The 22,364-nt window shown below is 66.3% G+C and carries 22 protein-coding genes; 10 read left to right on the top strand and 12 right to left on the bottom strand.

Annotation, left to right across the window (positions count from 1 at the left end; genetic code table 11):
- Positions 1-219 precede the first annotated feature (219 nt).
- The 4 genes from Q0996_RS23260 (at position 220) to Q0996_RS23245 (ending at position 4,524) form a co-directional block, all read left to right on the top strand.
- The gene (locus Q0996_RS23260) at positions 220-1,677 is read left to right on the top strand and encodes an undecaprenyl-phosphate glucose phosphotransferase (protein ID WP_299625780.1); all 1,458 of its coding nucleotides are present in this window, start codon (positions 220-222) and stop codon (positions 1,675-1,677) included.
- A gap of 51 nt (positions 1,678-1,728) precedes the next feature.
- Positions 1,729-2,562 (top strand): hypothetical protein, encoded by an 834-nt coding sequence (locus Q0996_RS23255; protein WP_299625777.1) that lies wholly within the window; start codon positions 1,729-1,731, stop codon positions 2,560-2,562.
- Between the two features lie 88 nt (positions 2,563-2,650).
- A complete protein-coding gene (locus Q0996_RS23250; RefSeq protein WP_299625774.1) occupies positions 2,651-3,223 on the top strand; it encodes a polysaccharide biosynthesis/export family protein in 573 nt (190 codons plus the stop codon).
- A 56-nt stretch (positions 3,224-3,279) separates the two neighbouring features.
- On the top strand, positions 3,280-4,524 hold the full coding sequence (locus Q0996_RS23245; RefSeq protein WP_299625771.1) for an outer membrane beta-barrel protein: 1,245 nt from the start codon (positions 3,280-3,282) through the stop codon (positions 4,522-4,524).
- A gap of 6 nt (positions 4,525-4,530) precedes the next feature.
- Here the strand turns inward: Q0996_RS23245 and Q0996_RS23240 are convergent, their stop codons facing one another.
- From Q0996_RS23240 to Q0996_RS23225, 4 genes are read right to left on the bottom strand one after another with little or no spacing between them, the layout of a single operon-like run.
- Entirely contained in the window at positions 4,531-5,949 is a 1,419-nt protein-coding gene (locus Q0996_RS23240; protein ID WP_299625768.1) for a CoA transferase, read from the bottom strand.
- Positions 5,946-6,143 (bottom strand): DUF2783 domain-containing protein, encoded by a 198-nt coding sequence (locus Q0996_RS23235; protein WP_299625765.1) that lies wholly within the window; start codon positions 6,141-6,143, stop codon positions 5,946-5,948. The genes Q0996_RS23240 and Q0996_RS23235 overlap by 4 nt, the downstream gene beginning before the upstream one ends.
- 7 nt (positions 6,144-6,150) lie before the next feature.
- The gene (locus Q0996_RS23230) at positions 6,151-7,812 is read right to left on the bottom strand and encodes an FAD-dependent oxidoreductase (protein ID WP_299625762.1); all 1,662 of its coding nucleotides are present in this window, start codon (positions 7,810-7,812) and stop codon (positions 6,151-6,153) included.
- 34 nt (positions 7,813-7,846) lie between these two features.
- Positions 7,847-8,803: an MBL fold metallo-hydrolase gene (locus Q0996_RS23225; protein WP_299625759.1), complete on the bottom strand. Its 957-nt coding sequence runs from the start codon at positions 8,801-8,803 to the stop codon at positions 7,847-7,849.
- A 342-nt stretch (positions 8,804-9,145) separates the two neighbouring features.
- Here Q0996_RS23225 and Q0996_RS23220 point away from each other — a divergent pair, with 342 nt between their 5' ends.
- Genes Q0996_RS23220 through Q0996_RS23210 form a run of 3 tightly spaced genes read left to right on the top strand, consistent with a single transcriptional unit; the run spans position 9,146 to position 12,043 of the window.
- Entirely contained in the window at positions 9,146-10,156 is a 1,011-nt protein-coding gene (locus Q0996_RS23220; protein ID WP_299625756.1) for a TRAP transporter substrate-binding protein, read from the top strand.
- Between the two features lie 6 nt (positions 10,157-10,162).
- On the top strand, positions 10,163-10,723 hold the full coding sequence (locus Q0996_RS23215) for a TRAP transporter small permease (RefSeq protein WP_299625753.1): 561 nt from the start codon (positions 10,163-10,165) through the stop codon (positions 10,721-10,723).
- Between the two features lie 18 nt (positions 10,724-10,741).
- The gene (locus Q0996_RS23210; RefSeq protein WP_299625751.1) at positions 10,742-12,043 is read left to right on the top strand and encodes a TRAP transporter large permease; all 1,302 of its coding nucleotides are present in this window, start codon (positions 10,742-10,744) and stop codon (positions 12,041-12,043) included.
- 24 nt (positions 12,044-12,067) lie between these two features.
- On the opposite strand, the gene Q0996_RS23205 is transcribed toward Q0996_RS23210, so the two are convergent.
- The 7 genes from Q0996_RS23205 to Q0996_RS23175 all read right to left on the bottom strand — a co-directional run bounded on the left by Q0996_RS23205 (position 12,068) and on the right by Q0996_RS23175 (position 18,641).
- Entirely contained in the window at positions 12,068-12,541 is a 474-nt protein-coding gene (locus Q0996_RS23205; RefSeq protein WP_299625748.1) for a MarR family winged helix-turn-helix transcriptional regulator, read from the bottom strand.
- 1 nt (position 12,542) lies between these two features.
- The gene (locus tag Q0996_RS23200; protein WP_299625745.1) at positions 12,543-13,865 is read right to left on the bottom strand and encodes a TRAP transporter large permease; all 1,323 of its coding nucleotides are present in this window, start codon (positions 13,863-13,865) and stop codon (positions 12,543-12,545) included.
- Between the two features lie 13 nt (positions 13,866-13,878).
- The gene (locus Q0996_RS23195) at positions 13,879-14,427 is read right to left on the bottom strand and encodes a TRAP transporter small permease (protein WP_299625743.1); all 549 of its coding nucleotides are present in this window, start codon (positions 14,425-14,427) and stop codon (positions 13,879-13,881) included.
- A gap of 20 nt (positions 14,428-14,447) precedes the next feature.
- Positions 14,448-15,698 carry a flavin-dependent oxidoreductase gene (locus Q0996_RS23190; RefSeq protein ID WP_299625741.1) on the bottom strand — a complete coding sequence of 417 codons (1,251 nt, stop codon included), beginning with the start codon at positions 15,696-15,698 and terminating at the stop codon, positions 14,448-14,450.
- A gap of 61 nt (positions 15,699-15,759) precedes the next feature.
- Positions 15,760-16,809 (bottom strand): TRAP transporter substrate-binding protein, encoded by a 1,050-nt coding sequence (locus Q0996_RS23185; protein ID WP_299625739.1) that lies wholly within the window; start codon positions 16,807-16,809, stop codon positions 15,760-15,762.
- Positions 16,810-16,940: 131 nt separating this feature from the next.
- A complete protein-coding gene (locus Q0996_RS23180) occupies positions 16,941-17,924 on the bottom strand; it encodes an NAD(P)-dependent oxidoreductase (RefSeq protein WP_299625736.1) in 984 nt (327 codons plus the stop codon).
- A 27-nt stretch (positions 17,925-17,951) separates the two neighbouring features.
- Positions 17,952-18,641 (bottom strand): RraA family protein, encoded by a 690-nt coding sequence (locus Q0996_RS23175; RefSeq protein WP_299625733.1) that lies wholly within the window; start codon positions 18,639-18,641, stop codon positions 17,952-17,954.
- A gap of 41 nt (positions 18,642-18,682) precedes the next feature.
- Here Q0996_RS23175 and Q0996_RS23170 point away from each other — a divergent pair, with 41 nt between their 5' ends.
- Both Q0996_RS23170 and Q0996_RS23165 read left to right on the top strand, forming a co-directional pair.
- Complete coding sequence (locus tag Q0996_RS23170; RefSeq protein WP_299625730.1) at positions 18,683-20,275, top strand: gamma-glutamyltransferase family protein; 1,593 nt, start codon at positions 18,683-18,685, stop codon at positions 20,273-20,275.
- Between the two features lie 54 nt (positions 20,276-20,329).
- A complete protein-coding gene (locus Q0996_RS23165) occupies positions 20,330-21,520 on the top strand; it encodes an MFS transporter (protein ID WP_299625728.1) in 1,191 nt (396 codons plus the stop codon).
- A 7-nt stretch (positions 21,521-21,527) separates the two neighbouring features.
- Here Q0996_RS23165 and Q0996_RS23160 read toward each other — a convergent pair whose 3' ends face one another.
- Positions 21,528-21,902: a glyoxalase/bleomycin resistance/extradiol dioxygenase family protein gene (locus Q0996_RS23160; RefSeq protein ID WP_299625725.1), complete on the bottom strand. Its 375-nt coding sequence runs from the start codon at positions 21,900-21,902 to the stop codon at positions 21,528-21,530.
- Between the two features lie 81 nt (positions 21,903-21,983).
- Between Q0996_RS23160 and Q0996_RS23155 the strand changes: the two genes are divergently transcribed.
- A partial coding sequence (locus tag Q0996_RS23155) for a PhzF family phenazine biosynthesis protein (protein ID WP_322096789.1) occupies positions 21,984-22,364 on the top strand: 381 nt, incomplete at its 3' end.

The following is a 22,364-nucleotide window of genomic DNA, read 5'->3' as shown; positions in this document are numbered from 1 at the left end:
TGAGACACCTGAAAAGGTCACAACTTAGCCCAAGCAAAATCACAAAAGCGGGTTGGCCGAAGTGGTAGAAATTTTGCGGTGCAGTAGTAAGGGGTGTCTCGAACTGTTCCAGTCTCGAGCCCTGCGCCGCTGGAAGGATCGCACGGAAGAACGATCGTCTAAGCGCCAGGTATGACCGATGGAACGCAGTGCCGCTGAGTCAAGCAGGGGGATTGTGGAATGGATGCTGCGCTATCGGCGCTGATTGGCAAGCAAGCAGGCCGAGCCGTCAGGCCGATTTCGCGTATCACCATCGACATTGTCTTTCGAACCTGCGACCTGATGATCATCGGTCTGGTCGGCCTGCTGTTCTTCTTTCTTCGCCAGGCCGAGGCCCCCGACCTCTACTATCCAAGGTACCTCGCGGCAATCTTGGTGGCGATGGTCGTTGCCACCTTCATGCTGCATCGTTTCGACGTCTACCGCGACGAGTTCCTGTTCACCAAACGGGTTCCCTTCGGCAGCCTGGCGACGGCTTGGTCGGTGACCTTCTCCGTCCTGCTGGCCGCGGCCTTTATGTTCAAGATCTCCGACACCTATTCCCGGGCCTGGGCGTTCTCCTGGTTCGCCGGAGCCGGCATGGGCCTGGTGCTCGGGCGGCTTGCACTGAGGCATTGGGTCCGCAGTCTGGCCGTTGCCGGGCGCTTCGCCAACCGCACGGTCATTCTCGGCGCTGGCGAACAGGGGCGCCGGCTCGCCGGCTATCTGCGCCGCCATGGCGATGCCTATACCAAGGTGATCGGCTTTGCCGACGACCGGATGTCTAGGATTGAGGAGGAGAGCCAGGACCTTCCGCTCCTGGGAAACGTCGACAGCCTGATTCACATGATCCGTCAGGACGAGGTCGACCAGGTGATCGTCGCCTTGCCCTGGACTGCCGACCGGCGCCTGCAGCAGGTGGTGACCAAGTTGCAACGCACGCCGGTGGCGATTCGCCTGGCGCCCGACCTGGTGGGCTTTTCCTTTCCCGACCGCGGCTTCACGAAGGTCGCCAGACTGCCACTGATGCGGCTCTTCGACAGGCCGATTTCCGGCTGGTCGCACATCCTGAAGACCGTCGAAGACCGCGTTATCGCGGGTGCCCTTCTGCTTCTGCTGATGCCGCTCTTCGCCCTGGTCGCCTTGGCGATCAAGCTGGACTCGCCGGGACCGGTGTTCTTTCGTCAGAAGCGTTACGGCTTCAATCACAATCTCTTCGACTGCTGGAAGTTCCGCACCATGCATCACCACCTGCGCGATGCCAACGCGGAGACCCTGACACAGCGCAACGACGGCCGGGTGACGCGGATCGGGCGGATGCTGCGACGGACCAGCATCGACGAGTTGCCGCAACTGCTGAACGTTCTGAAAGGCGACATGTCCCTGGTCGGGCCACGACCCCACGCCACCTCCGCCAAGGCCGACGGCCATCTCTACGAAGACGCGGTCGATGCCTATGCGGCCCGTCACCGCGTCAAGCCCGGGATCACCGGCTGGGCACAGGTCAACGGCTGGCGCGGCGCGACGGATACGGTGGAGAAGATCGAGCGGCGCGTCGAATACGACCTCTTCTACATCGACAACTGGTCGCTGGCTTTCGACCTCTGGATTCTCATCCGCACGGTCTTCGTCCTCTTCGGAGACCGCGAGGCCTACTAGCGATGTCTCGGCCACTCCCTCCGCTCGCGACGAAATAGGAGCCAATCAGCCTTGATCATCGAAGCCCCGCGCAAGGCCGTCATTCCGGTCGGAGTAGTCCGGCACTGTGCGCAAGGAAACCGCAGCACCCTTCCACAGGCGGCAGAGGCCGCGGTGGAGCGGCTGCTCGTCCGCCGCGCCGTCGAGGAAGCCCTGGCCAGCGGGTTCGAGGAGTTGGTTTTCGTCACCCAGGAAGGCTTGGCGATCGTCGAGGGCCATTCCCCGACAGAGCCGGAACCAGAGAGAACGGGTCCTGAGCGCCTCATCGGCCGGCCGGCGGCCTGGGGACCGGCGGGGTGGCCCCGCAAGGTGCTGATCTCGCGCCATGGCAGATTGCACGGCCTGGGCCATGCCCTCTGGGGGGCAAGGAAGGCCATTGGCCTCGATCCCTTCGCCCTGCTGGTTCCGAGCCACCTGATCGCCGCTGCCGTTCCGGCAATCAAGCAGGTCGTCGACCGCTACCGGGAGCAGGGCGGCAATGTCGTCGCCGTGGCCGATGCGGAGGTGATCGAGCGGGACGGTGCTTTTGCCGCCATCATCGGCAGCGCGCGGGGCCGCTATGTCTTGCAGCCCGATGTCTTCGAGGCCCTGGAACGCCAGGAGAGTCTGGACCTCAAGCGGGCCATTCTCGCCATGGCGGAGGTCTGGCCGCTCTCTGCCCTGCCGCTGGCCGGCCGCTGCGTCGAACGATCGAGCCACGCCGCGGTGCTGGAAGCGCAGCTTGCAGCCGCGCCGCGGACCAAACTTGAACCGGACTTCGTCGATCACATTCTTCAGCGGTGCGGTATGGACCGCCCGGCACCGGGGCGGCCGTCCATGGCCGCGGGACTTTCCGGGGGAGGGTGAGGGAACCCGAACGAGATCGGGCAGGCAGAAGGCGGCGGGTTCGCCGATGAGCCGCCCATTTTGACTGGCACTGGTATAGGAGGAGGAGATGCGCTTCGGGCGGAGACCGGCCGTAAGGCTGCTCGCGGTGCTTTTGTTGTCGCTCGCCTTGGCTGGCTGCGCGGGACACGGGTCCCTGCCGCCACTGCCACCGGCCGATGAGGGGCCCTACAAGCTTGGGGCCGGCGACCGCATTCGCCTGGTCGTCTTCGGCCAGGATGAACTGTCGGGTGAGTATCTGGTCAGCGATTCGGGCTTCATCACCGTGCCCCTGATCGGCGCCGTCGACGCCGAGGGCCTGAGCCTGCGCGAACTCGAGGGCCAGATCGGCTCCGAACTCAAACAAGGCATCCTGGTGAACCCGAACTGCAGTGTCGAGATCTCCACTTATCGGCCCTTCTACATCCTGGGCGAGACCAAGGCCCCCGGGCAGTACCCCTATGTACCGCGGATGACCGTGCTCACCGCGGTCTCGATCAGCGGCGGCTTCACTTTCCGGGCCGACCAGGATCTGATGTCGATCACCCGCGTGGTGGAGGGGCAGATTTCCGAGTTCCAGGCCGACCCCCTGGCCTACGTTCAGCCCGGCGACGTGATCAACGTCTACGAACGTTACTTTTAGGCGGTGCCGTCCTTGGCCTGGCAATCGATGACGCCGGATCGCGGCGACGCTGGGTAATGAGCGTTCGCGAAGCGCTTGTGGCCCTGCGGCCGTTCCGGCTTGGCGTTCTCTTGGCCACGGTGCTGACCGGTTTCCCCCAAGCGGCGCTTGCGCAAGAGAGGGACGAACCGCGGTCGGTGCAGGAACGGCCGCGGGGTGCGTTCGACGCCAAGGGGCTGGACCTGGGCGGCTTTCGCCTCTTTCCGCGGCTGTCGGTGAGTGAAACCTACGACGACAACGTTTTCGCCGACGAGGACGGCGAGCAGGACGACCTCATCACCTCCGTCACCGCCGCATTGCTGGCCAGGAGCGAATGGTCACGCCACGAGCTGCAGGTCTCCGGAAACCTCCGCCATCAAGCCTTCCTGGATAACAGCGACCAGGACCGCACCGAGTATTTCATCCGCCCCCGGCTGCGGCTCGACCTGGCGGAACGCAACACCCTGGGGCTGCGTGCCGAGCACAGCCGCCGGGTCGTGGGGCGCGACGATCCGGAGGACAGCGACGAAGACGACCCCACCGAGTTCAATCGGTTTCTCTCCGAACTGAAATACACCCACCGCTTCAACAGGCTTTCCGTCGGCGGAGCCGCCTTTGTGCGGCGTGACGACTTCGTCTCCACCGGCGACGACGACAGGGACCGCACCGAATACCGCTTCGGCCTGCCCATCGGCTATGAGCTATCGGCAATCACCGACCTGAAGTTCGAGCCCTTCTACCGGATCCGGGATTTCGACGAGGTCGATGAGACCGGGGCGGACCGCGACGCCCAGGCCGCCGGCGCCACTCTGGGCTTCGATACCGAGTTGACGCGGCTGTTCCATGTTGGCCTCGAAGTCGGTTTCATCGCCAACGACTTCGAGGACTCCCGCTTCGACGACGAAGTCGATTTCATCGCCGAAGGAAACGCCACCTGGTATGTCACGGCCATGACCACGGTGAAGGGGCGCCTTGCGAGGCGGGACACCGCGACGAATCAACCAGGGTCTTCGTCAAAGACGCAGACGACGGTTGCCGGTGAAGTCCAGCACGAACTGCAGCGCAACATCCTGCTGCTCGGCGTCGCCCGCTACATCCAGGATGACTTCCGCGAGATCGATCGCACCGATGATCGGGCGATTTTCGGTTTGGGCGGGGAGTATCTGCTGAACCGCTATCTCTCTCTGGCCGCCGACTATCGCTTCGAACAGCGCTGGTCCGACGTGGACGAGCAGGACTTCACACGCAATCTGGTCACCCTGGGCCTGCGGACAAAGTTCTAAACCCGGTCAATCCGGCCAGCGCGGCGGGTGGCTGCCCAGCGGCACGCTCGGCCTTGCGAAACGCGGCGGCGTTTTGGACATGACGGCGGCGTGCCGGACCGCGCTCAATCTGCCGAAACCCGAATCCGAATGCTCCAGCAAGGCCTCAACGGCGGAAGATTCGGGTTCGGGGCAGGCCTGCCCCTCCGCCAAGCGCCCCAGGGACTGCAGCCAGCGCCCGGTGCGGGCCAGGGAGACGCGGACATGCCAGCTTCCGCCCTCCAGCACGCGCTTGCGCAAGGCGGCGATGGCACCGAAGGCCATCAGGTATCCGCTGGCGTGATCGAGGGCCTGGCAGGGCAGTTCCCGCGGGCCTTCTATGCCGGCAGCCTCGGCTTCGCCGTGATTGATCCCGCTGGCGGTCTGGACCAGGGAGTCGAAGCCGCGCCGCCCGGCCCAGGGTCCCTCGTAGCCATAGGCGCAGAGCGACACATAGACGATCCCGGGCCTGATCGCGGCGGCCGCCTCCGGGCCGAAACCGTGTCCGGCAAAAGCGCCGGGCCGGTAGCCTTGAACGAAGACATCGGCCTCGCGCATCAGCGCGGTCAGGGTCTCGCGTCCTGCTTCCTCGCGCAGATCGATGTGGGCGGAGAGCTTGCCTCGTCCGCTGTCGATCACCAGCGGTTCGATGAAGGGCAGGTGCGGGCCGGCAATCCGCATCACATCGGCGCCATGGGCCGCCAGGGCCCGCCCGCCCACGGGCCCGGCGATGATGCGGGTCAGGTCGAGCACACGCAGCCCGGCGAGCGGCCGCTCGGCAACCTCCAGAGGTTCAGCGGGGCTTTCCCCGATCCTCTCGAAGGACAGCAGGTCTTGCGCGGCCAAGGCCTGGCCCTGCGGTTCGCCCAACCACTCCTGTGGGCTGCGCAACATGGTGGCCACCAGGCCGCGTTCGGCAACCGCCGCCTCGAACGCGGGCGCCTGCCATTTCTCCAGCGCCTCCTGCACCGTTGCCCGCTCGTAAGCGCAGCCGAGCAGGGCAAGGATGCCGTCGCGGTGGTGGGGAAAGTTGGTGTGGATGCGCACCCAACGTCCGTCGCCCGTGCGGTAGACGCCGGCAATGGCATCCCAGAGACGGTTGGGCGGTTGGTCGTCGACACGGAACAAACGTTCGCTGCGAAACTCGATCGCCGCATGGCGCATGTCGACGGCGATGTCCTGCGCTGAACCGCCGCGCCGCGTCCACAGCTCCGCCGCCGCGGCCGCGGTGGCTGCAATGGTCGCCTGGGCGATGGTGCCAACGGCATAGGAGGAGGGAAGCACCGGCTCGCTGCCGGTGAGCGCAACGGAGCCGGCCTGCGCACCATCGAGTCCGGCGAGTTCCAGCAGCCCCTTCAGGACCTGCCGCGGCGCCGGCGGCGCCGTGGTGGGGAAGGGCCCGGTCATGAACCGGATCGGGCCGCCGCAATGGCCTCGCGCAGAACTGTCATGTCGCCGATATGGTTGGCGAGCAGGAGGACAAGCTTCGCGTTGACCTTGGCGCTCTCTTCGAGGTCGAGGTCCCGGTGCAGGTCCATCAGCGCGGCATAGAAGTCATCAGGTGCCGCGATATTAGGTTCATCTATCAGTTTCGAATTCATTCGGAACCTATTCAAGAGAAAGAGATTTTCCTATCGCTTCCGTAACGGCCGTATGGGATAGCGCGGGCCAATGCGCGGCGACATGCTGGTCCGGCCGGATTAGCAGGAAACTGCCGGACCGAACGCCGTAGAGCTCGGCAAAAAGCCCTTCGGCGTCGACCCAGGCGTCCTCGCCGTCCGCCACGTCCACCCCCTTGCTCACGATGGCCAGCACGGAGAGGCCCGGTTCGGCTTCGGCGAGGCGGGCGCATTCGCGCCGACTGTCCGACGTTTCTTCGGGTCCCTTGTAGTAGAGACCGAAAAAGCCGCCGGTCACGAGGTGCAGCAGCCAGCGCGTCTCTTGCCCACGGACCAGCGGCACATCCGGACAAGGCGCGCCCGGCGGGATCGCCTCCGCATGGTCTGGACTCCCGTCGCTGATAAGGGGTGAGCCCGTCAGGATCGCGGGCTGGGAGAGGCGGCCGGAGTTGACCAGGGCCCGGGCGAAGGGATGCCGCTCGGCCAGCTCCAGAGTGGCGTCGCGGAACAGGCGGCTGACCTCGTTCTTCGGGGTGATGAAGTCAGTGCTGCGGGTCGAGTTCAGGATGTTCTCTTCGGCCGCCGGAATGCGCTCGGCGTCATAGCTGTCCAACAGGCGGTCCGGCGCCTCGCCCTTGAGCACCGCGGCGAGCTTCCAGCAGAGATTGTCGGCATCCTGCAGGCCGCCGTTGCCGCCGCGCGCGCCGAAAGGCGAGACCTGGTGCGCCGAGTCCCCAAGGAAGATCACCGGGCCGTGGCGAAAGCGCTCCAGGCGCCGGCACTGGAAGGTATAGACGGAGACCCATTCGAGCTCGAAGTCGATCTCCTCACCCAGCATGGCGCGCAGGCGCGGGATGACCCGTTCCGGGCGCTTCTCCTCTTCCGGATCACAGCCCGAGCTGAGCTGCAGGTCGATGCGCCAGACATTGTCCGGCTGCCGGTGCAGAAGCGCCGATTGGCCGCGGTGAAACGGCGGATCGAACCAGAACCAGCGTTCGCTCGGGAAATCCGCCTGCATGACCACATCGGCGATCAGGAAGCGGTCGAGAAAGACCTGGCCGCTGAAGGAAAGCCCCAACGCCTTCCGGACGCTGCTGTGCGCACCGTCCGCGGCCAGCAGATAGTCGCAGGTCAGACGATAGGGACCGTCTGGCGTATCGATGACCACGGCGGCACCGCCGTCGGCGGGTTCGACACCGACGACCCGGTTTTTCCAGCGCAGATCCACGAGGCCGCTGCTCTCGGCCCGTTCCACCAGCCACTCCTCGGCGTAGTACTGTTGGAGATTGATGAAGGCGGGCCAGCAGTGCCCGCCCTCCGGCAGCAGGTCGAAGTCGTAGATCATGCGGTCACGGAAAAAGACCTTGCCTGTATGCCAGGTCACGCCCTTTTCCTTCAGCTTGGCGCCGAGGCCGAGGCGGTCGAGGATTTCCAGGCTGCGCTTGGAAAAGCAGATCGCCCGGGAGCCGAAACTGACCGTGTCGTCGTCGTCGAGGACCACCGAGGCGACGCCGCGGCTGGCAAGGTCCACCGCGGCGGCCAGCCCGACGAGCCCGGCCCCGACGATGATGGCCGGATGATGGGCGGTGCCGGCGTACTGGTCGTCGCTGCGCCGATAGGGGTAGCGTGGATTCTGATAGGTCTTGGGCATCTGGTCGGCGGCTCTTGTGGACGGCGCTTTCGCTTCAGCCCTGTTCAAGGGCGCGCCACATCTCGAGATCCCGCTCGGCGGTCCAGATGCGCGGATCGGCGATGCCCGATGCCTCGTCGTAGGCGCGGGCCACGTCGAAGGGCATGCAATGCTCGAAGATCACCCAGCCGCCGAACCTGGGCTCCAGGCGCTGAAAGGTCTCGCCATAGATGTCCTTCAGGCTCTTGCCGCCGGAAACGCCCTGGGCGACGGACTGGTACATCTCTGTCAGGAAAGCCTGGGTGCCAGCGATGCCGTCTTCCACCTCGGCCGGCGTCTTCAGGGCCGCGCCGCGCCCGGGCACCAGCTTCTCGGGGCCGAGGGCGCGCAGCCGCTCCAGGGTGTTCGGCCAGTCCTTCAGGTAGGCGTCGCCGGTGTAGGGGGTGGCGCCGAACTCCACAAGGTCGCCCGCGAAGAGCACCTTCTCCTTGGGCAGCCAGACCACGGTATCGCCCTTCGTATGGCCACGCCCCAACTGCAGGATTTGGACCTCGTGCTTGCCCATGTAGAGGGTCAGCGATCCCTCGAACACCACATTGGGCCAGGTGAGCCCCGGCACGCTTTCCACGGACTGGAACAGGCGCGGGAAGCGGCCGACCTCCGACTCGTAGTCCTGCTGGCCGCGCTCGACGATGAGGTCGTATGTATCGCGGCTGGCAATCACCTGCTGGGCGCCATAGGCTGAAGCGCCGAGAACCCGCACGGCGTGGTAGTGACTGAGAGTCACGTACTCGATGGGCTTATCCGTAACCGAACGAATACGGTCGATGACACCTTGCGCCATCACCGGCGTCGCCTGGGTATCCACCACCATGACCGACTCGTCGCCGACGATGATGCCGGAGTTGGGATCGCCCTCGGCGGTGTAGGCATAGAGACCCTCGGCTAATTCTTCGAAGGTAATGGTTTTTTCTTCCAGATCGCCTTGAGAGGCAAAAGCCTTGCCCGCCATCGTTCCTCCTGACACCGCTTTGCCCCGGCTTGCCGGGGGTTCCGCCAGCTTGTCGACCGCAATGCAACCGTCAAGTCCCTGCCGCCATAAGACCGCGGCCACCCGAATTAACCAAGGGCCGTTCTACCATTGGTAACCGCCGGCCCGCGACGCTATTGACCGTCGATTATGGCTTGCGATCTAATGCCGCGAAAGGCGAACGACGGCGGCAAGCATCCTCGAAGGCCGACCCAACGTCGCGGCAGATTGCCCCGGCGTTGCGAACACGGTCTTCCTCTGAATCCTGCACCGCTGCGCGCCGCAACGCCAGTGACGGCGTTGCCTGCAACGGAGGGGACAAAAATGAACATCACGAAGCGTAGTTTTCTCGGCCTGACGGCTTTGGCCCTGACGGCCGGTCTGACGGTATCCACCGCTCAGGCCGCTGAAGAGTGGCGCATGGCCCACAAGATGCCGCCGGACAGCCCGGAAGGGAAAGTGTTTCAGCGCTTTGCCGATCTGGCCGAGGAGTACAGCAACGGCAAGCTGAAGATCAAAATGTATCCCAACGAGCAGCTCGGCAAGACCGAAGCCACGATGGAGCAGTTGAAGCTCGGAACGGTACACCTCTATGCCGAGGGCTCCACCTATATGAAGAAGTGGGTGCCGGAGATCACCTGGATCAGCGCGGCCTTTCTGTTCGACGACCGCGATCATTGGGTGCGCTTCATGAATACCGACATGGCGAGAGGCTGGTTCAAGAACGCCTCCGAGCAGGCGGGCGTCGGCGTGCTCGGCGATCCCACGGCGATCATCCGCGGTCCCTACCGCGTCATGGTCACCAACGAGGACGTGCGCAGCTACGGTGATCTCAAGGGGATCAAACTCAGGATGCATCCCAACAAGATGGCCATCGCCACCTGGACGCATCTGGGCGCGGACGTGAAGACCCTGGCCTGGACCGACGTCTATCAGGCCATCGACAAGAAGATCGTCAGCGCGGTGAACAGCCCCATCGCTCTCGTAGAGGCCATGCGCTTCTATGAGGTCGCCCCCCATGTGGTGCGCCACGACGAGTACTATCAGTCCATCGGCTTCATGGTGAACCAGAAGGCCTACGACAAGCTGGACCCGGAACTGCAGGCGGCCCTCAACCGGGCCTACGAGGACGCCGGCGTCTACAGCCATGAGATCATGGGCACGGCCGCCGAAGAGTCCATCGCGCGCATGCGCGACCAGGGCGTGACCTTCGTCAGTGTGGACCGCAAACCCTTCGTCGAGTCCATGCAACGCTTCTACCAGGATCTGGAAAGCCAGGGCGAGCTGCCTGAAGGTTTCCTGGCAATGGTCGAATCGACCCGTACCGCCCAGTAACCGGAGGTGCTGGGGTCCGAACCGATAGAGGGCGGGCCGCTCGCGCGGCTCGCCTTCTTGCTGGACGGCTGGCTTGAATCCCTCGGCTGGTTGTTCCTGATCATCGCCAACATCTGCCTGCTGCTGATGCTGATCGGCACCGCGGCCACCATCGTCCTGCGGCCCTTCAACCTGTCCTTCTACTGGATATGGCCCTGGACGATGCAGTTCTTCGTCTGGATGTCCTTCTTCGGCTTCTACGCGGTCTACCGCTTCCGCAAGGATATTGCCGTGGACTTCGTGGTGCTGCGCCTGGGCGCCGGGGCGATGACGGGAACCCGCTATTTCGTCGCCTTCATGGTCATGCTGGTGACCGGCGTGATCCTCCTGCAGATGCCGACCATCATCGAGTCCCAGGTCGGCGTGATCGATGCCGTGGTGACGCCCTGGGGCGAGCTGGAGCGCTATACGCTGTCGATCCCGCTGGGCATCTCCTGCTTTCTGATTTTCGTGAATGCGCTGCTGGATGTGGTGAAGGCCTGGCTCGGCTGGGAGGAACCCCACAGCCTGCCGGCGGTGGACAGTTAGGGGGCGGACAGCGAACTCATGGCATTCGTCCTCTTCGCCGCCTTCATCGCGCTGATTCTGCTCCGGGTGCCGGTCTCCATGGCCATCGGTGCCGCGGTGCTGCTGGCCTTCGCCACCTCCGAGTTTTCCGATGCGCTCTACATCGTCCCCCAGCAGATCCTGGAGGGGGTGAACAAGCCCTCCCTGGCGGCGGTGCCCTTCTTCATCATGGCCGGCAACCTGATGAACGTGGTCGGCATGACCGACCGCATCTTCAACTTCGCCAATGCCCTGGTCGGCCACTTCAAGGCCGGGCTGGCCCAGGTCAACGTGCTCTCCTCGATGATCTTCGCCGGGGTCTCCGGCGCCGCAGTGGCCGACTGCGCCGGCCTCGGCACCATCGAGATCAAGGCGATGAAGGAGCGCGGCTACAAGGCCGAGTTCGCCGCGGCGGTGACCGTCTGCTCGGCGGTGGTCGGGCCCATCATCCCGCCCTCCATCGGCCTGGTGGTCTATGCCTTCCTGGCCCAGCAGTCCATCGAGCGCATGTTCCTCGCCGGCGTCATTCCGGGCATCGTCGTCGGCCTTTCGCTGATGATCTTCAACCGTATCCTGGCGATCCGCCACAATTTCCCGACCCAGGAGAAGGCAAAGCCCCGCGAGGTGATGAGCACCGGCGTCGACGGCGTGCTCGCCCTGGTGGCGCCCGCCATCATCCTGGGCTCCATCCTCGGCGGCTTCGTGACCGCGACCGAGGCCGGGGTGCTGGCCTGCCTCTACTGCCTGGTGCTCGGCGCCGTCTACCGCTCGCTGACCTTCGCGCGGCTGTGGAAGGCGCTCACCGACACCATGCTCATGACCTCGGTGATCATGATCATCATCGGCTTTTCCATCGCCATGGGCTGGCTGCTGGCCATCGAGCAGGTGCCGCAGAAGCTGGGCGACGCCATCTTCGCCATCACCGAAAGCCGCGCCGTCTTCCTCGCCATGATGATCGTCTTCGTGCTGCTCATCGGCTGCGTGGTGGAGGGCGTGCCGGCGAAACTGATGCTGGTGCCCATGCTGCTGCCGGTGGTCGACAGCTTCGGGGTCGACCGCGTTCACTTCGGCATCGTGTTTCAGTTGGCTTTGCTCATCGGCATCGCCACCCCGCCCATGGGGATCGGCCTCTACATCATGGTGGAGGTGGGCAAGGTGCCTTTCGAGAAGGTGACCATGGCAGTCATTCCCTTCCTGGTTCCGCTGATCGTGGTGCTGATCCTCATCACCTATGTCCCCGCGCTCACCCTCTGGCTGCCCAACCTGGTGCTCGGCCCGGACACGGCGATCATCTTCAATTAGGGCCGGTGAGGGCGGCAGCGGCGGTCACTCTTCGAGGACTGGCTGACCGAGGCGGTCACGCTCCGTCAGGTGCCTCAGCGCTTGCAGCAGTGCGATCCTTTGATCCGCCGGCAGCCCCTTGAAGAGCTTCCGCTCTGCCGCGTGGATCTTCGGGCGGAGGTCCTGGAACCAAGTTTCGCCCTGCGGCGAGAGGCGGTAGCCGATCTGGCGGCCGTCGCCGGCTTTGCGCTCGCGCAGCAAGGCGCCTTTGCCGATCAGTGGCTTCAGGGTGGTGGTGATCACCGAGGGGGCAGAGGCCATGGCCGCGCAGATCTCCTTGTGGGTGACGCCGGGATTGTGGGAGACCAGCTCCAGGGTCATGAACTGCAGCGGAGTGATGCCGGCATCCGCGAAGACCTCCCCGAAGACCTGCTGGCCGCGCAGGAAGGCGTGGCGGAAGAGGTGCCCGCCCAGATCGTTGAGCAGGCCGTAGTCGAGCTGGCGGGGCGGGGCGGGCATCTCAGAACATCGCTCGCATGAGGCCCAGGGTGATCACCGGGAAGGCGGCCAGAATGACAATGCGGATCACGTCGCTGAGCACGAAGGGGGCGACGCCGCGGTAGGTCTTGCTCATGGGCACGTCGCCCGCCAGGGAATGGATGATGAAGAGGTTGAGGCCCACCGGCGGCGTGATCAGGCCGATCTCCACCACCATCAGCGCGAGGATGCCGAACCAGATGGCCAGTTCTTCCGGCGGCAGACCGAAGTCGAGCGCCATGACGATGGGAAAGAACACCGGGATAGTCAGCAGGATCATGGAGAGCGAGTCCATGACGCAGCCGAAGACCAGGTAGCAGACCAGGATCATGGTCAGCACCAGCCAGGGCGAGAAGCCGGAGGCGGCAACCCAGTCGGCGGCGGCCTGGGGGGTCTGGGTCAGGGCCAGAAAGGTGTTGAGGGCCTGGGCGCCCAGGACGATGAAGAAGATCATCGCTGTGGAGGAGGCCGCGGAGAGCACGCAGTCGGCAAAGGCCCGGCGGCTGAGCCGGCCCACGGCCAACGCGTAGCAGCCCGTCGCTACCGCACCGATGGCCGCCGCCTCGGTGGGCGTGAACAGCCCGAAATAGATCCCGCCGATCACCAGCGCAAAGATAAAGACCACTGGCCAGATGCCGATCAAGGTGCGCAAGCGCTGGGCGTAGGGCACGCGCGGCGCGGCTTGGGCTGCCTCGGGGTTCAGGCGCACGTAGACCGCCACCGTCAGCATGTAGCCGAGCGCAGCCAGGATGCCGGGAATCAGGGCGGCAACGAACATCTTGATGATGTTCTGCTCGGTGAGGATGGCATAGATCACCAGGATGACCGAGGGCGGAATCAGGATGCCCAGGGTGCCGCCGGCCGCGAGGGCGCCGGTGGAAAGGGTGTCGGAGTAGCGCAGGCGCCGCATCTCCGGCAGCGCCACCTGACCCATGGTGGCGGCAGTGGCCAGCGAAGAGCCGCAGACCGCTCCGAAGCCGGCGCAGGCCCCTACGGCGGCCATGGCGACACCGCCACGGCGGTGGCCCAGCCAGTCGGCGGCGGCGCGGAACAGGCTCTCCGACATGCCGGATTTGGCGGCGAACTGGCCCATCAGCAGGAACAGCGGCACAATGGAGAGCGAATAGCTGGAGAAGGTGTCGTAGGTGAGGGACTTCCACTGGGCCAACACCGGCACCGCCGTCCCGGTGACGATCCAGGTGCCCGCGAGCCCGGTCAGCAGCATGGCCGCGCCGATGGGCATGCGCAAAAAGATCAGCCCGAGCATCACCGCAAAGGCGATGGCCGACATCGCGAGTCCACTCATTTGACTTGGCCGCTCATCGCACTTCGTGGCCCCGGATGGTCTCGTTCAGGCTGCGCCAGACGGTGTAGAGACAGACCAGCGCGAAGAAGGCGGCCCCGGGAAACGCGGCGGCGTAGGAGTAACCCAGCTTCATGCCCAGGATCATGGTGGTCTCGCCGTAAGCGAACTTGTCCAGCATGCCGAACCAGAGGCGCCAGGCGATGAGACAGGCGGCGATGCTGAGGGCGCCGTTCCCGACCATCGCCAGGAAGGCCTGTACCCGAGGCGAGAGGCGCGAGACGAAGACGTCGACGGTCACGTGGCCGCGCCGAAACTGGCACCAGGGCAGGAAGGCGAAGACGGCAACCGCGCAGCCGGCCTCCACCAACTCGAAATCGCCGGGGATCGGCCCCAGACCAGCAAAGACCAGGCTGCGCCCGAAGATCGAGAGCACCGTCATCACCGCAATGGCCGTCAGGACAAGGCCGCCGGCGAAGGCCAGCGCCCGGGCCGCGCGGCCGAGGGCCTGGCCCACCAGCGCCTCGAGTTCTGGGGCGATCCCGGCCTGACTTGTCCCCACCATGGCTTTACGTAACCATCCCCTTACAGCGCGACGATGGAGGGCCGCCGGTTCAGCGTTTCCACGTCGAAGCCGGCGAGGCGCTTGTAGGCGGCAGCGGTCTCTTCGAGTTCCTGGTGGCTCAATACGTCCTCTATCTTCTCGAAGCCCTCAGGCGCCCGCTGTTCGACAATGTCGAGGACCTTGTCCGGGCCGTCGCCGCGGTTGGCTTGCACGATCTTGGCGGTGGCCGGTCGGCGTTCCTCCTCATAAGCCAGCAGGGCGCTTTCGGAAAGCCCCTGGCGCTGCAGTTCGCGGGTCAGCACACGGGCGTCGAGGATCGCCTGGGAGGCGCCGTTGGAGCCGATGGGATACATGGCGTGGGCCGCATCGCCCAGAAGAGTCATGCAGCCATGGGTCCAGCGCGGCAGCGGATCGCGGTCGACCATGGGGTATTCGAAGACCCGCTCGGCATTGCGGATCACCCAGGGCACGTCCAGCCAGTCGAAATGCCAGTCGGCAAAGCGGGGGAGGAAGTCGTCCAATTGCCCAGGGCGGTTCCAGTCCTCCCGGTTCCACAGCGCGTCCGGCGGGCGGGCCAGATCGGCGATCCAGTTGATCACCGAGCCCTCGCCGTCGTCGGCGATGGGATAGCAGACGAACTTGCGCTGCTTGCAACCGGACATCGCCATGGTGCGGCCGCCCAGGAACCGTGGCCCGCGGGTGACGCCGCGCCACATCATGATGCCGCCCCAGACCGGCGGCCCCTCGTCGGGAAAGAGACGGGAGCGGGCCTTGGAGTGGATGCCGTCGGCGGCAACGAAAACGGAGCCGCTCTCGCGGCCAAGCGCCGCGCCGGTCTCCCGCTCGGCCAGCTCGATCTCGATGCTATCGCCGCTCTCCCGCCATCCCTCCACGGACACGCCGGTCCGAATGGCCGCATCTCCCAGCCGCTCGCGCGCCGTTTCCAGCAGCAGCATCTGGAGATGGCCGCGATGGATGGAGAACTGCGGCCAGGCGTAGCCCGCCGTCAGGCCCCGCGGCTCCCGCCAGATCTCCTTGCCGCCGGTGGAGAAGTACGCCACCTCGCGGGTGCGCAGGGCGATGGCGTCGAGCCGGTCGAGCAGGCCGAGTTCCACCAGCTCGCGCACCGCGTGGGGCTGCAGGTTGATGCCCACGCCCAGCGGCTGGGGCCGGCGCACAGCCTCGAAGACGCGCACCGGAATGCCGACCTGATGCAGGCTGAGAGCCAGGGTCAGGCCGCCGATCCCGGCGCCGGCAATGAGAACGGTCATGACGTATGGCTCGCGAAGGGGCCGCTGCGGCGAGGTTTAGTGCCCCGCCGCAGACTGCGGATCACTCGGCGCCGGCGTATTGCATGATCATGGCCTTGGCATCGGCCACCATGGCGGCGCCGTCATAGCCCTTCCCGTTCATCTCCGCGATCCAGGTTTCGACGAGCGGCGCGGCGGCGGCTTTCCAGCGCTCCACCTCCGCCATGGGCAGCTTGCGGATCACATTGCCGGCGCTCTGAGCCGCCTTGATGCCCGGTGCGTCGCCCTGGTCCATGACACTGCCGACCCAGCGCGAGGTCTCCCGCCCGGAGTTCGCGTCGATGATGGCGCGCAGGTCTTCCGGCAGCGAGTTATAGCGCGCCTTGTTCATCACGAAGACGAAGAACGCGGTGTAGAACCCGCGCGAGCTTTCGAAGTCGGTGTGGCTATCCACCAGTTCGGCGACCTTCAGGGGCGTCGTTACCTCCCAGGGGATGACCGTTCCGTCGATCACGCCCTTGGAGAGCGCCTCCGGCATCGCCGGGACCGGCATGCCCACCGGCGTCGCGCCCAGCGCCGACAGCAGTGCGTTCACCTGACGCGTCGGGCCGCGCAGCTTCAGGCCCTTCATGTCCTCAAGCTTGGCGACCCCGTTACCCTTCACGTGGAGCAGGCCCGGGCTATGCACATGGACGGCGATCACTTGAACGCTGGCGAACTCCTTGCGCAGGTACTTGTCGTAGAAGTCCCAGGCCGCTTGGCTGGTGGCCTCGGCCGAGGCCGGCATGAACGGCAGCTCGAAAGCCTCGGTGCCCGGGAAACGGCCGGGGGTGTAGCCCGGCAGCGTCCAGGCGATGTCGACGACCCCGTCTTTCGTCTGGTCGAAGAGGGCCGGCGGCTTGCCGCCGAGCTGCATCGCCGGATAGATCTCCACCTTGATCCGCCCGCCGGACTCGGCTTCCACTTTCTCCGCCCAGGGCGTGATGAAATTCTTCGGCACCGGCGCCGGGGCCGGCAGGAAGTGATGCACCCGCAGGGTGACTTCCTGCGCCGCCGCCCAACCGATGGGTCCAACCCCGGCGGAGCCCAGGACAAGCAGCCCGGCAAAGAGCGGCCATAGAACGCGTCTCATGCTTTCCTCCCAGTCTGTCGTGCCGTTCGCTCGGCAATCTTATCCTCCGCAGCGCCTAATCGGGCTGTGAAGATTGTTTATGACATAAACGAATATACCATCTATCCCCCCGCTTCAACCGCCGTGCCAGTTCAAGCTATGGGGTATGGCCCCTCGACAAAGCTCTCTGCGTGATAGCCTTTGGACCCAATCAGTCGGGCGAGAGGGCTTCCCGGCTCCTCGTCATTCTTCAAGGACCGAAGCAAGGCCGCGAAGTCATACTGCGGTTCCCACCCCAGATCCTGGCGCGCTTTGGCATTGACGTAGACCCGGTCGATTGTGGGAAACATCCGCCAGCCGCGTCGGGCATACTCCGCCTCGGAGCCCGGGACCCGCCGCCGCACCACCGCGGCGGCATCCCTGCGCAGCTCCGGCACATCGTCCGGCAGGAAGGGCGTCGTGGCCGAGACGATATAGCGCCCGAAACCGATGTCCGGCGCCCGCGCCGCCGCCAGCAGGTGGGCGCTCACCATGTCCTCCAGGTCGCCGCGCCGGAACAGGAACTCGTTGGCCTTGGCATTGGCGTCGGCATAGCCCTCCCGCAACGCCTTGTTGTCGTCCTCCTCCGGGAAGAAGCGCGACGTTCTCAGCACGATGCAGGCAAGCCCGTGGTTTCTGTGGAAGAGTTGGCAGAGGTCCTCGGCGGCCGCCTTGGTCACGCCGTAGATGTTCTTGGGGACCGGCACGGTCTCCTCGGTGATCCAGGCCGCCGGGGCGCCAGGCGGCGGGACCAGCGCATCGCCGAAGACGCTGGTGGTGCTGGTGTAGACGAAGCTTGCGACCCCCGCTGCCTTGGCTTCCTCCAGCAGGGTGAGGGTGCCGGAAACGTTGGTATTGACGAAATCCTGGCGGCTGTGGGTGGCGACATGGGGCTTGTGCAAGGTCGCCGCGTGGAAAACCGCACTGGCCCCAGCCATGCAGCGCCGCACGGCCGTCCGATCGGTGATCGAGCCGACCACGTTCGTGAAGGGCGAGGCGGCGATGTCGAGGCCGACGGTCTCCTTCCCCGCGGCGCGCAGGCTGCGCACCAAGGCCTCGCCGAGATGCCCGGCGCTTCCGGTAACCAGAACCTTCATCGTCGCCTTATCAATCGTCTAGCCGACCTAATCGGCATGCCCCAGTTTCGCGCGGACCATGGCGCTGGCGCCGCTACGCTCGCCGAGTTTCTCGCCGGCCAGCAGGCGCTTGTGGCCCTCCAGTTCGCCCGCCTGCTTGCCGAGCGCCCAGTCGATGTCCGCCTCGGCTTCGTCCGGCGGCATCACCAGGGCGCCACTGAAATCGGCGACCACCAGATCGCCGGGGTTCACCACCGCGCCACCGCAGCAGACCGGTACGTTGAAGCTGCCGCCGATGTCGTAGAGCCGCGTGGTGATGGGCGCGACGCCGCGGCACCAGACTGGTAGGCCGAGATCCTCGATCTCCGGCAGGTCGGTGCAGGGCCCGTCGATGACCACCGCCGCACAGCCGCTGGCCTTGATGGCCGCCGCCACCCCGCCGCCGAGGCAGGCGTGCTTGTGATCGCCGAGCCGGTCGATCACCAGAACGTCGCCGGGGCGCAATTGCGCGATGATGTGGTGCAACAGCGTGGAATCCTGACCCGGCAGCGCGAGGGTGACCGCCGAGCCCGCTGCCCGCTGTGCGGGAAAGACGCTTGGGGAAAGAACGCACTGGATCGCCTTGTCGACGAAGCCCATGTGGCGGCGATGGCCGATGGTGGCGGTCTCGGCCTGCTGCGCCTTTTCAAGAAGGGCGGCCGGCACCTGATTTGGCATGGCATTAATGGTATAGGTCATCGTCGCTCCCCGGTGATTCGCGAAACAGGAGATTAGCCCGCGTGAACGAGAACGTCGAACAATGGCGCCTGCGCAAGCCGGCGGTAACCTCCCCCGATGGCGTGGTCGCCGCCCAGCATTGGCAGGCGGCGCGGGCCGGCGCGGCCATGCTGGCCGAAGGCGGCAACGCCGTGGACGCGGCTGTGGCCTGCGCCATGGCGCTGAATGTGGTCGAGCCCTGGATGTGCGGCCTCGGTGGCAGCGGCTTTATGGTGGTCTGGCTGGCCGAGGCGCAGGAGGCCCGGGTCTTGAACTTCCAGGGCACGCTGGCCGGGGCCATCGACACGGCCGACTATCCGCTGGACCCGGCGGAACCCGACTCCCTTATGGGCTATCCCGGGGTGAAGGACCAGGCCAATGTGCGCGGCTATGGTGCCATCACCGTGCCGGGGGCGGTGGCGGGCCTTTCCGCCGCCCTGACCGAGCACGGCCGCCTGTCCTGGGCCGAGGTGCTGGCGCCGACCATCGCCCTGGCCGAGCGCGGCCTGGCGGTGGACTGGCACACGACGCTGCAGATCGCCCTGTCCACGGCACTGTTGCGCCGCGACCCGACGGCCGGCGCCCACTACCTGCCGGACGGCGTGCCCCTGCAGCCCGAAACCCACCGGCCGCTGCCGGCCCTGACCGAAACCCTCAAGACCCTGGCCGCCGAGGGCCCGGAGAGCTTCTACCGCGGCGCCCTGGCGGAGAAGATCGCCGCCGACCTGCAGGCCGGCGGTTCGCGCATTTCCTTCGAGGACCTCGGCTCCTATGAGGTGGAGCGCCACGCCCCGCTCAGCGGCAACCACCGCGGGGCCGCCATCCATACCGCGGGGGAGACCTCCGGCGGCCAGCGCCTGCTGGACATGCTGGCCCATGCCGAGGCCCACTTCGATCCGGGCGCTGAGGTGGGCCCAGACACCTGGATCGCCTATGCCAGAGCGCTCGACGAAGCCTTCGCCACCCACAAGCGCAAGGTGGGCCTGGCGGCGGAAGGCGGCTGCACCTCCCACATGTCGGCGGTGGACCGCGACGGCAACATGGTGGCGCTCACCTACACCCTGCTGAACCGCTTCGGCAGCGGCGTGATGCTGCCGCAGACCGGCATCCTGATGAACAACTCGGTCTCCTACTTCGATCCGCGGCCCGGCAATCCGGTCTCCATGGCCGGCGGCAAGCGCATCAACTCCTCCAACATGTGCCCGACCATCGCCACGCGGGACGGGCAGGCGCTCTTCGCCGTGGGCGCCTCCGGCGCCAACCACATCGTGCCCTGCACGTCGCAGATCACGGCCCTGCTGCTGGACTATGGCATGAGCTTGGAGGAGGCCTTCCACACCCCGCGCATCGACGCCTCGGCCCGGGGTTCGGTGCGCGCCGACCCGGCCATGGGGGAGGCGGCGCTGGCCGCGCTGGCCGATGTCTTCGAGCTCGAGGTGGCCCAGCTTCTGGTCTTCCCGAAGCTCTACTCCTGCCCCTCCGGCGTGCTGCGCGACCCGGCCGACGGCACCTGCTGGGGCGCCGCCGACATCTCCGCACCCTCGGCCGGCGCTGCGGCCGCGGCGCCCTGGAGCCTGGCGACAAAGGCCGCCGAAGAGACGGACGTGCGGGCCTAGCGGCTTGACCCAATCGGTTCGGAGATGAGATTTCCGGCCGGCCTGGCGACTGCCGTGAAGCACAAAGGGGTGCCGCGGCTCTTGGGCGCGCAGGTGCCGGCGGACTTCGCAGACTGGCTGGATTTCGTTGCCGTCGGCGCGCTGCTGGCCTTCACCTGGGAGGCGGGCCCGGCCGCCTTCGCCTGGCTGGCGGTCGCCCTGGGGCTGCCCTATGTGGTGATCGGTCCGCTGGCCGGCGCCCTCATCGACCGGGCCGATCTGCGGCGGGTTCTGGTGCTGAGCAACCTCGGCCGGGCCGCCGGTACCTTCTGTCTCGCCTTCGCGCCTGATGTGATCGTCCTCCTGGTCATCGTCTTCGCCCGGGGTGCCGCCGACGCCTTCTTCACCCCCGCCAAGCAGGCGGCGATCCAGGCGCTGGTGCCGCCGGAGGAGCGGACGGCCGCCAACGGCCTCAGCCATGCCATCAACCAGACATCCAAGGTGGCCGGACCGGCAATCGGCGGGGCGCTGCTGGTATTTCTCACGCCGCAGGCGGTGTTTCTGGCGAATGCCCTGGTCTCCCTGGCGGCGGCGTTGATGCTCCTGGGCCTGGACCTCCGGCAGCGCGCCGCGGCAACGCCTGCGCAGAGCCGCTCGCTGCTGCACGAGATGCGGGAAGGGCTCGCCGAGTTCCGCCACAAGCCGGCGCTCACCCTCGGTCTGCTGCTCATGGCCTTCGGCTATTTCTTCCTGTTCCTCTACGACACCCTGATCCCGCTGCTGACCAAGACGCTGCTCTACGATCAGAGTGTCTTCGGCCTCGCCATCGCGGCGGCGGGCGGCGGCGGCGTGCTGGCCTCCCTGGCCGTGGGCGCCTGGCTCGGCCGGGTGAACGCCTTCGCCCTCATGGGGTTTGGCTATCTGGTCTCCGGACCGCTGGCGGTGTTGCTGGGCCTGGCGCCGGCGGCGCAGAGTCCACCGCCCTGCTGGCTCTACGTCGGCGTCTTCGGATTGCTCGGCGCGGCCACGGCGGTGGTGGTCGTGCCATTCAGGACCATCGTGCAGCAGCAGGCGGTACCGGAGCGCATGGCGCGGGTCTCCGCGGTCTGCGAGGCTGTGACGGTGAGTGTGATGCTGGTCGCGCCCTTCGCCGGCGCGGCCGTCGCCACGGCCTATTCCATCGGCGCGTCCTTCATCGCCGGCGGCGCGGCGCTGATCGCCCTGAGCGCAGCGGCATTTCTGACCGCCCTGCGTTTGGCGCCGTGACGCCCTCTCAGTCCACCGGTTCGGTGAAGGCGAGGTAGTAGCCGTTAGGGTCCTTCAGGCCGAATTCCCGCATGCCGTAGGGCATCACCTCCGGCCCCCACTCGAAGGCGACCTTGCCCTGCCATTCCTCCGCCAGGGCGGCAACGTCGTCGGGATAGAAGTAGATGGTGCCGCTGAGCGCCGGCTGGGCGGGCACGCCCGGGGGCGGGTCGGTGAAGAACTGCAGGACGGCGCTGTCCCGCCGGACTTCCGCCCAGGTGCCGTCGTCGTCGTCATACTCCCCGGTGACGCGAAACCCCAGCCCCTGATAGAAGGCAAGCGTGCGGCCAAGGTCGGCAGCCAGCAGGCTGACTGTCACCCTTGCGCCGAGGCGCGCGGACATCCGTCCATCAGAGGAAGCGGCCAATGCAATTCCCGTCTCCCAGTTCGTCAGTGCCGCGTCACTCTATACCAGGAGTAGTGATTGGACCAGCGCTCTGCAACGCTTAAGCTGCCCGACGAAGAATGGCCGAGCCGCCGGCCCATTACCACACTTCGACGAGAGGAGGACCAGGCCATGGAGGTGCTGCGCATCGCGGCTTTTTCCAAGGGCGAGGAAGGCGGCAACCCGGCCGGCGTCGCCATCGACGAAAGACTGCCGGAGGCGGCGGAGATGCAGCGCATCGCCGCCGAGGTGGGGTTTTCCGAGACCGCCTTCGCGGCACCCCACGGGGAGGGCTGGCGGGTGCGTTACTTCTCGCCGGAGTCCGAGGTGCCCTTCTGCGGCCATGCCACCATCGCCCTCGGCGCGGCTTTGGCCATGGCGCAGGGCGACGGCGTCTTCTCCCTGACCCTCAACGACGCG

This window comes from Pelagibius sp. (assembly GCF_028289705.1).
Taxonomy (GTDB): Bacteria; Pseudomonadota; Alphaproteobacteria; order Kiloniellales; family Kiloniellaceae; genus Pelagibius.
Note: the sequence above shows the minus strand (reverse complement) of the source record. Positions and strands in the feature narration are given on the sequence as shown.

Excerpts from the sequence above, each read along its gene's own strand:
- Q0996_RS23260 (WP_299625780.1), top strand. The coding sequence starts at position 220 with ATGGATGCTGCGCTATCGGCGCTGATTGGCAAGCAAGCAGGCCGAGCC.
- Q0996_RS23250 (WP_299625774.1), top strand. The coding sequence starts at position 2,651 with ATGCGCTTCGGGCGGAGACCGGCCGTAAGGCTGCTCGCGGTGCTTTTG.
- Q0996_RS23245 (WP_299625771.1), top strand. The coding sequence starts at position 3,280 with ATGAGCGTTCGCGAAGCGCTTGTGGCCCTGCGGCCGTTCCGGCTTGGC.
- Q0996_RS23240 (WP_299625768.1), bottom strand. The coding sequence starts at position 5,949 with ATGACCGGGCCCTTCCCCACCACGGCGCCGCCGGCGCCGCGGCAGGTC.
- Q0996_RS23235 (WP_299625765.1), bottom strand. The coding sequence starts at position 6,143 with ATGAATTCGAAACTGATAGATGAACCTAATATCGCGGCACCTGATGAC.
- Q0996_RS23230 (WP_299625762.1), bottom strand. The coding sequence starts at position 7,812 with ATGCCCAAGACCTATCAGAATCCACGCTACCCCTATCGGCGCAGCGAC.
- Q0996_RS23225 (WP_299625759.1), bottom strand. The coding sequence starts at position 8,803 with ATGGCGGGCAAGGCTTTTGCCTCTCAAGGCGATCTGGAAGAAAAAACC.
- Q0996_RS23220 (WP_299625756.1), top strand. The coding sequence starts at position 9,146 with ATGAACATCACGAAGCGTAGTTTTCTCGGCCTGACGGCTTTGGCCCTG.
- Q0996_RS23210 (WP_299625751.1), top strand. The coding sequence starts at position 10,742 with ATGGCATTCGTCCTCTTCGCCGCCTTCATCGCGCTGATTCTGCTCCGG.
- Q0996_RS23205 (WP_299625748.1), bottom strand. The coding sequence starts at position 12,541 with ATGCCCGCCCCGCCCCGCCAGCTCGACTACGGCCTGCTCAACGATCTG.
- Q0996_RS23200 (WP_299625745.1), bottom strand. The coding sequence starts at position 13,865 with ATGAGTGGACTCGCGATGTCGGCCATCGCCTTTGCGGTGATGCTCGGG.
- Q0996_RS23195 (WP_299625743.1), bottom strand. The coding sequence starts at position 14,427 with ATGGTGGGGACAAGTCAGGCCGGGATCGCCCCAGAACTCGAGGCGCTG.
- Q0996_RS23190 (WP_299625741.1), bottom strand. The coding sequence starts at position 15,698 with ATGACCGTTCTCATTGCCGGCGCCGGGATCGGCGGCCTGACCCTGGCT.
- Q0996_RS23185 (WP_299625739.1), bottom strand. The coding sequence starts at position 16,809 with ATGAGACGCGTTCTATGGCCGCTCTTTGCCGGGCTGCTTGTCCTGGGC.
- Q0996_RS23180 (WP_299625736.1), bottom strand. The coding sequence starts at position 17,924 with ATGAAGGTTCTGGTTACCGGAAGCGCCGGGCATCTCGGCGAGGCCTTG.
- Q0996_RS23175 (WP_299625733.1), bottom strand. The coding sequence starts at position 18,641 with ATGACCTATACCATTAATGCCATGCCAAATCAGGTGCCGGCCGCCCTT.
- Q0996_RS23160 (WP_299625725.1), bottom strand. The coding sequence starts at position 21,902 with ATGTCCGCGCGCCTCGGCGCAAGGGTGACAGTCAGCCTGCTGGCTGCC.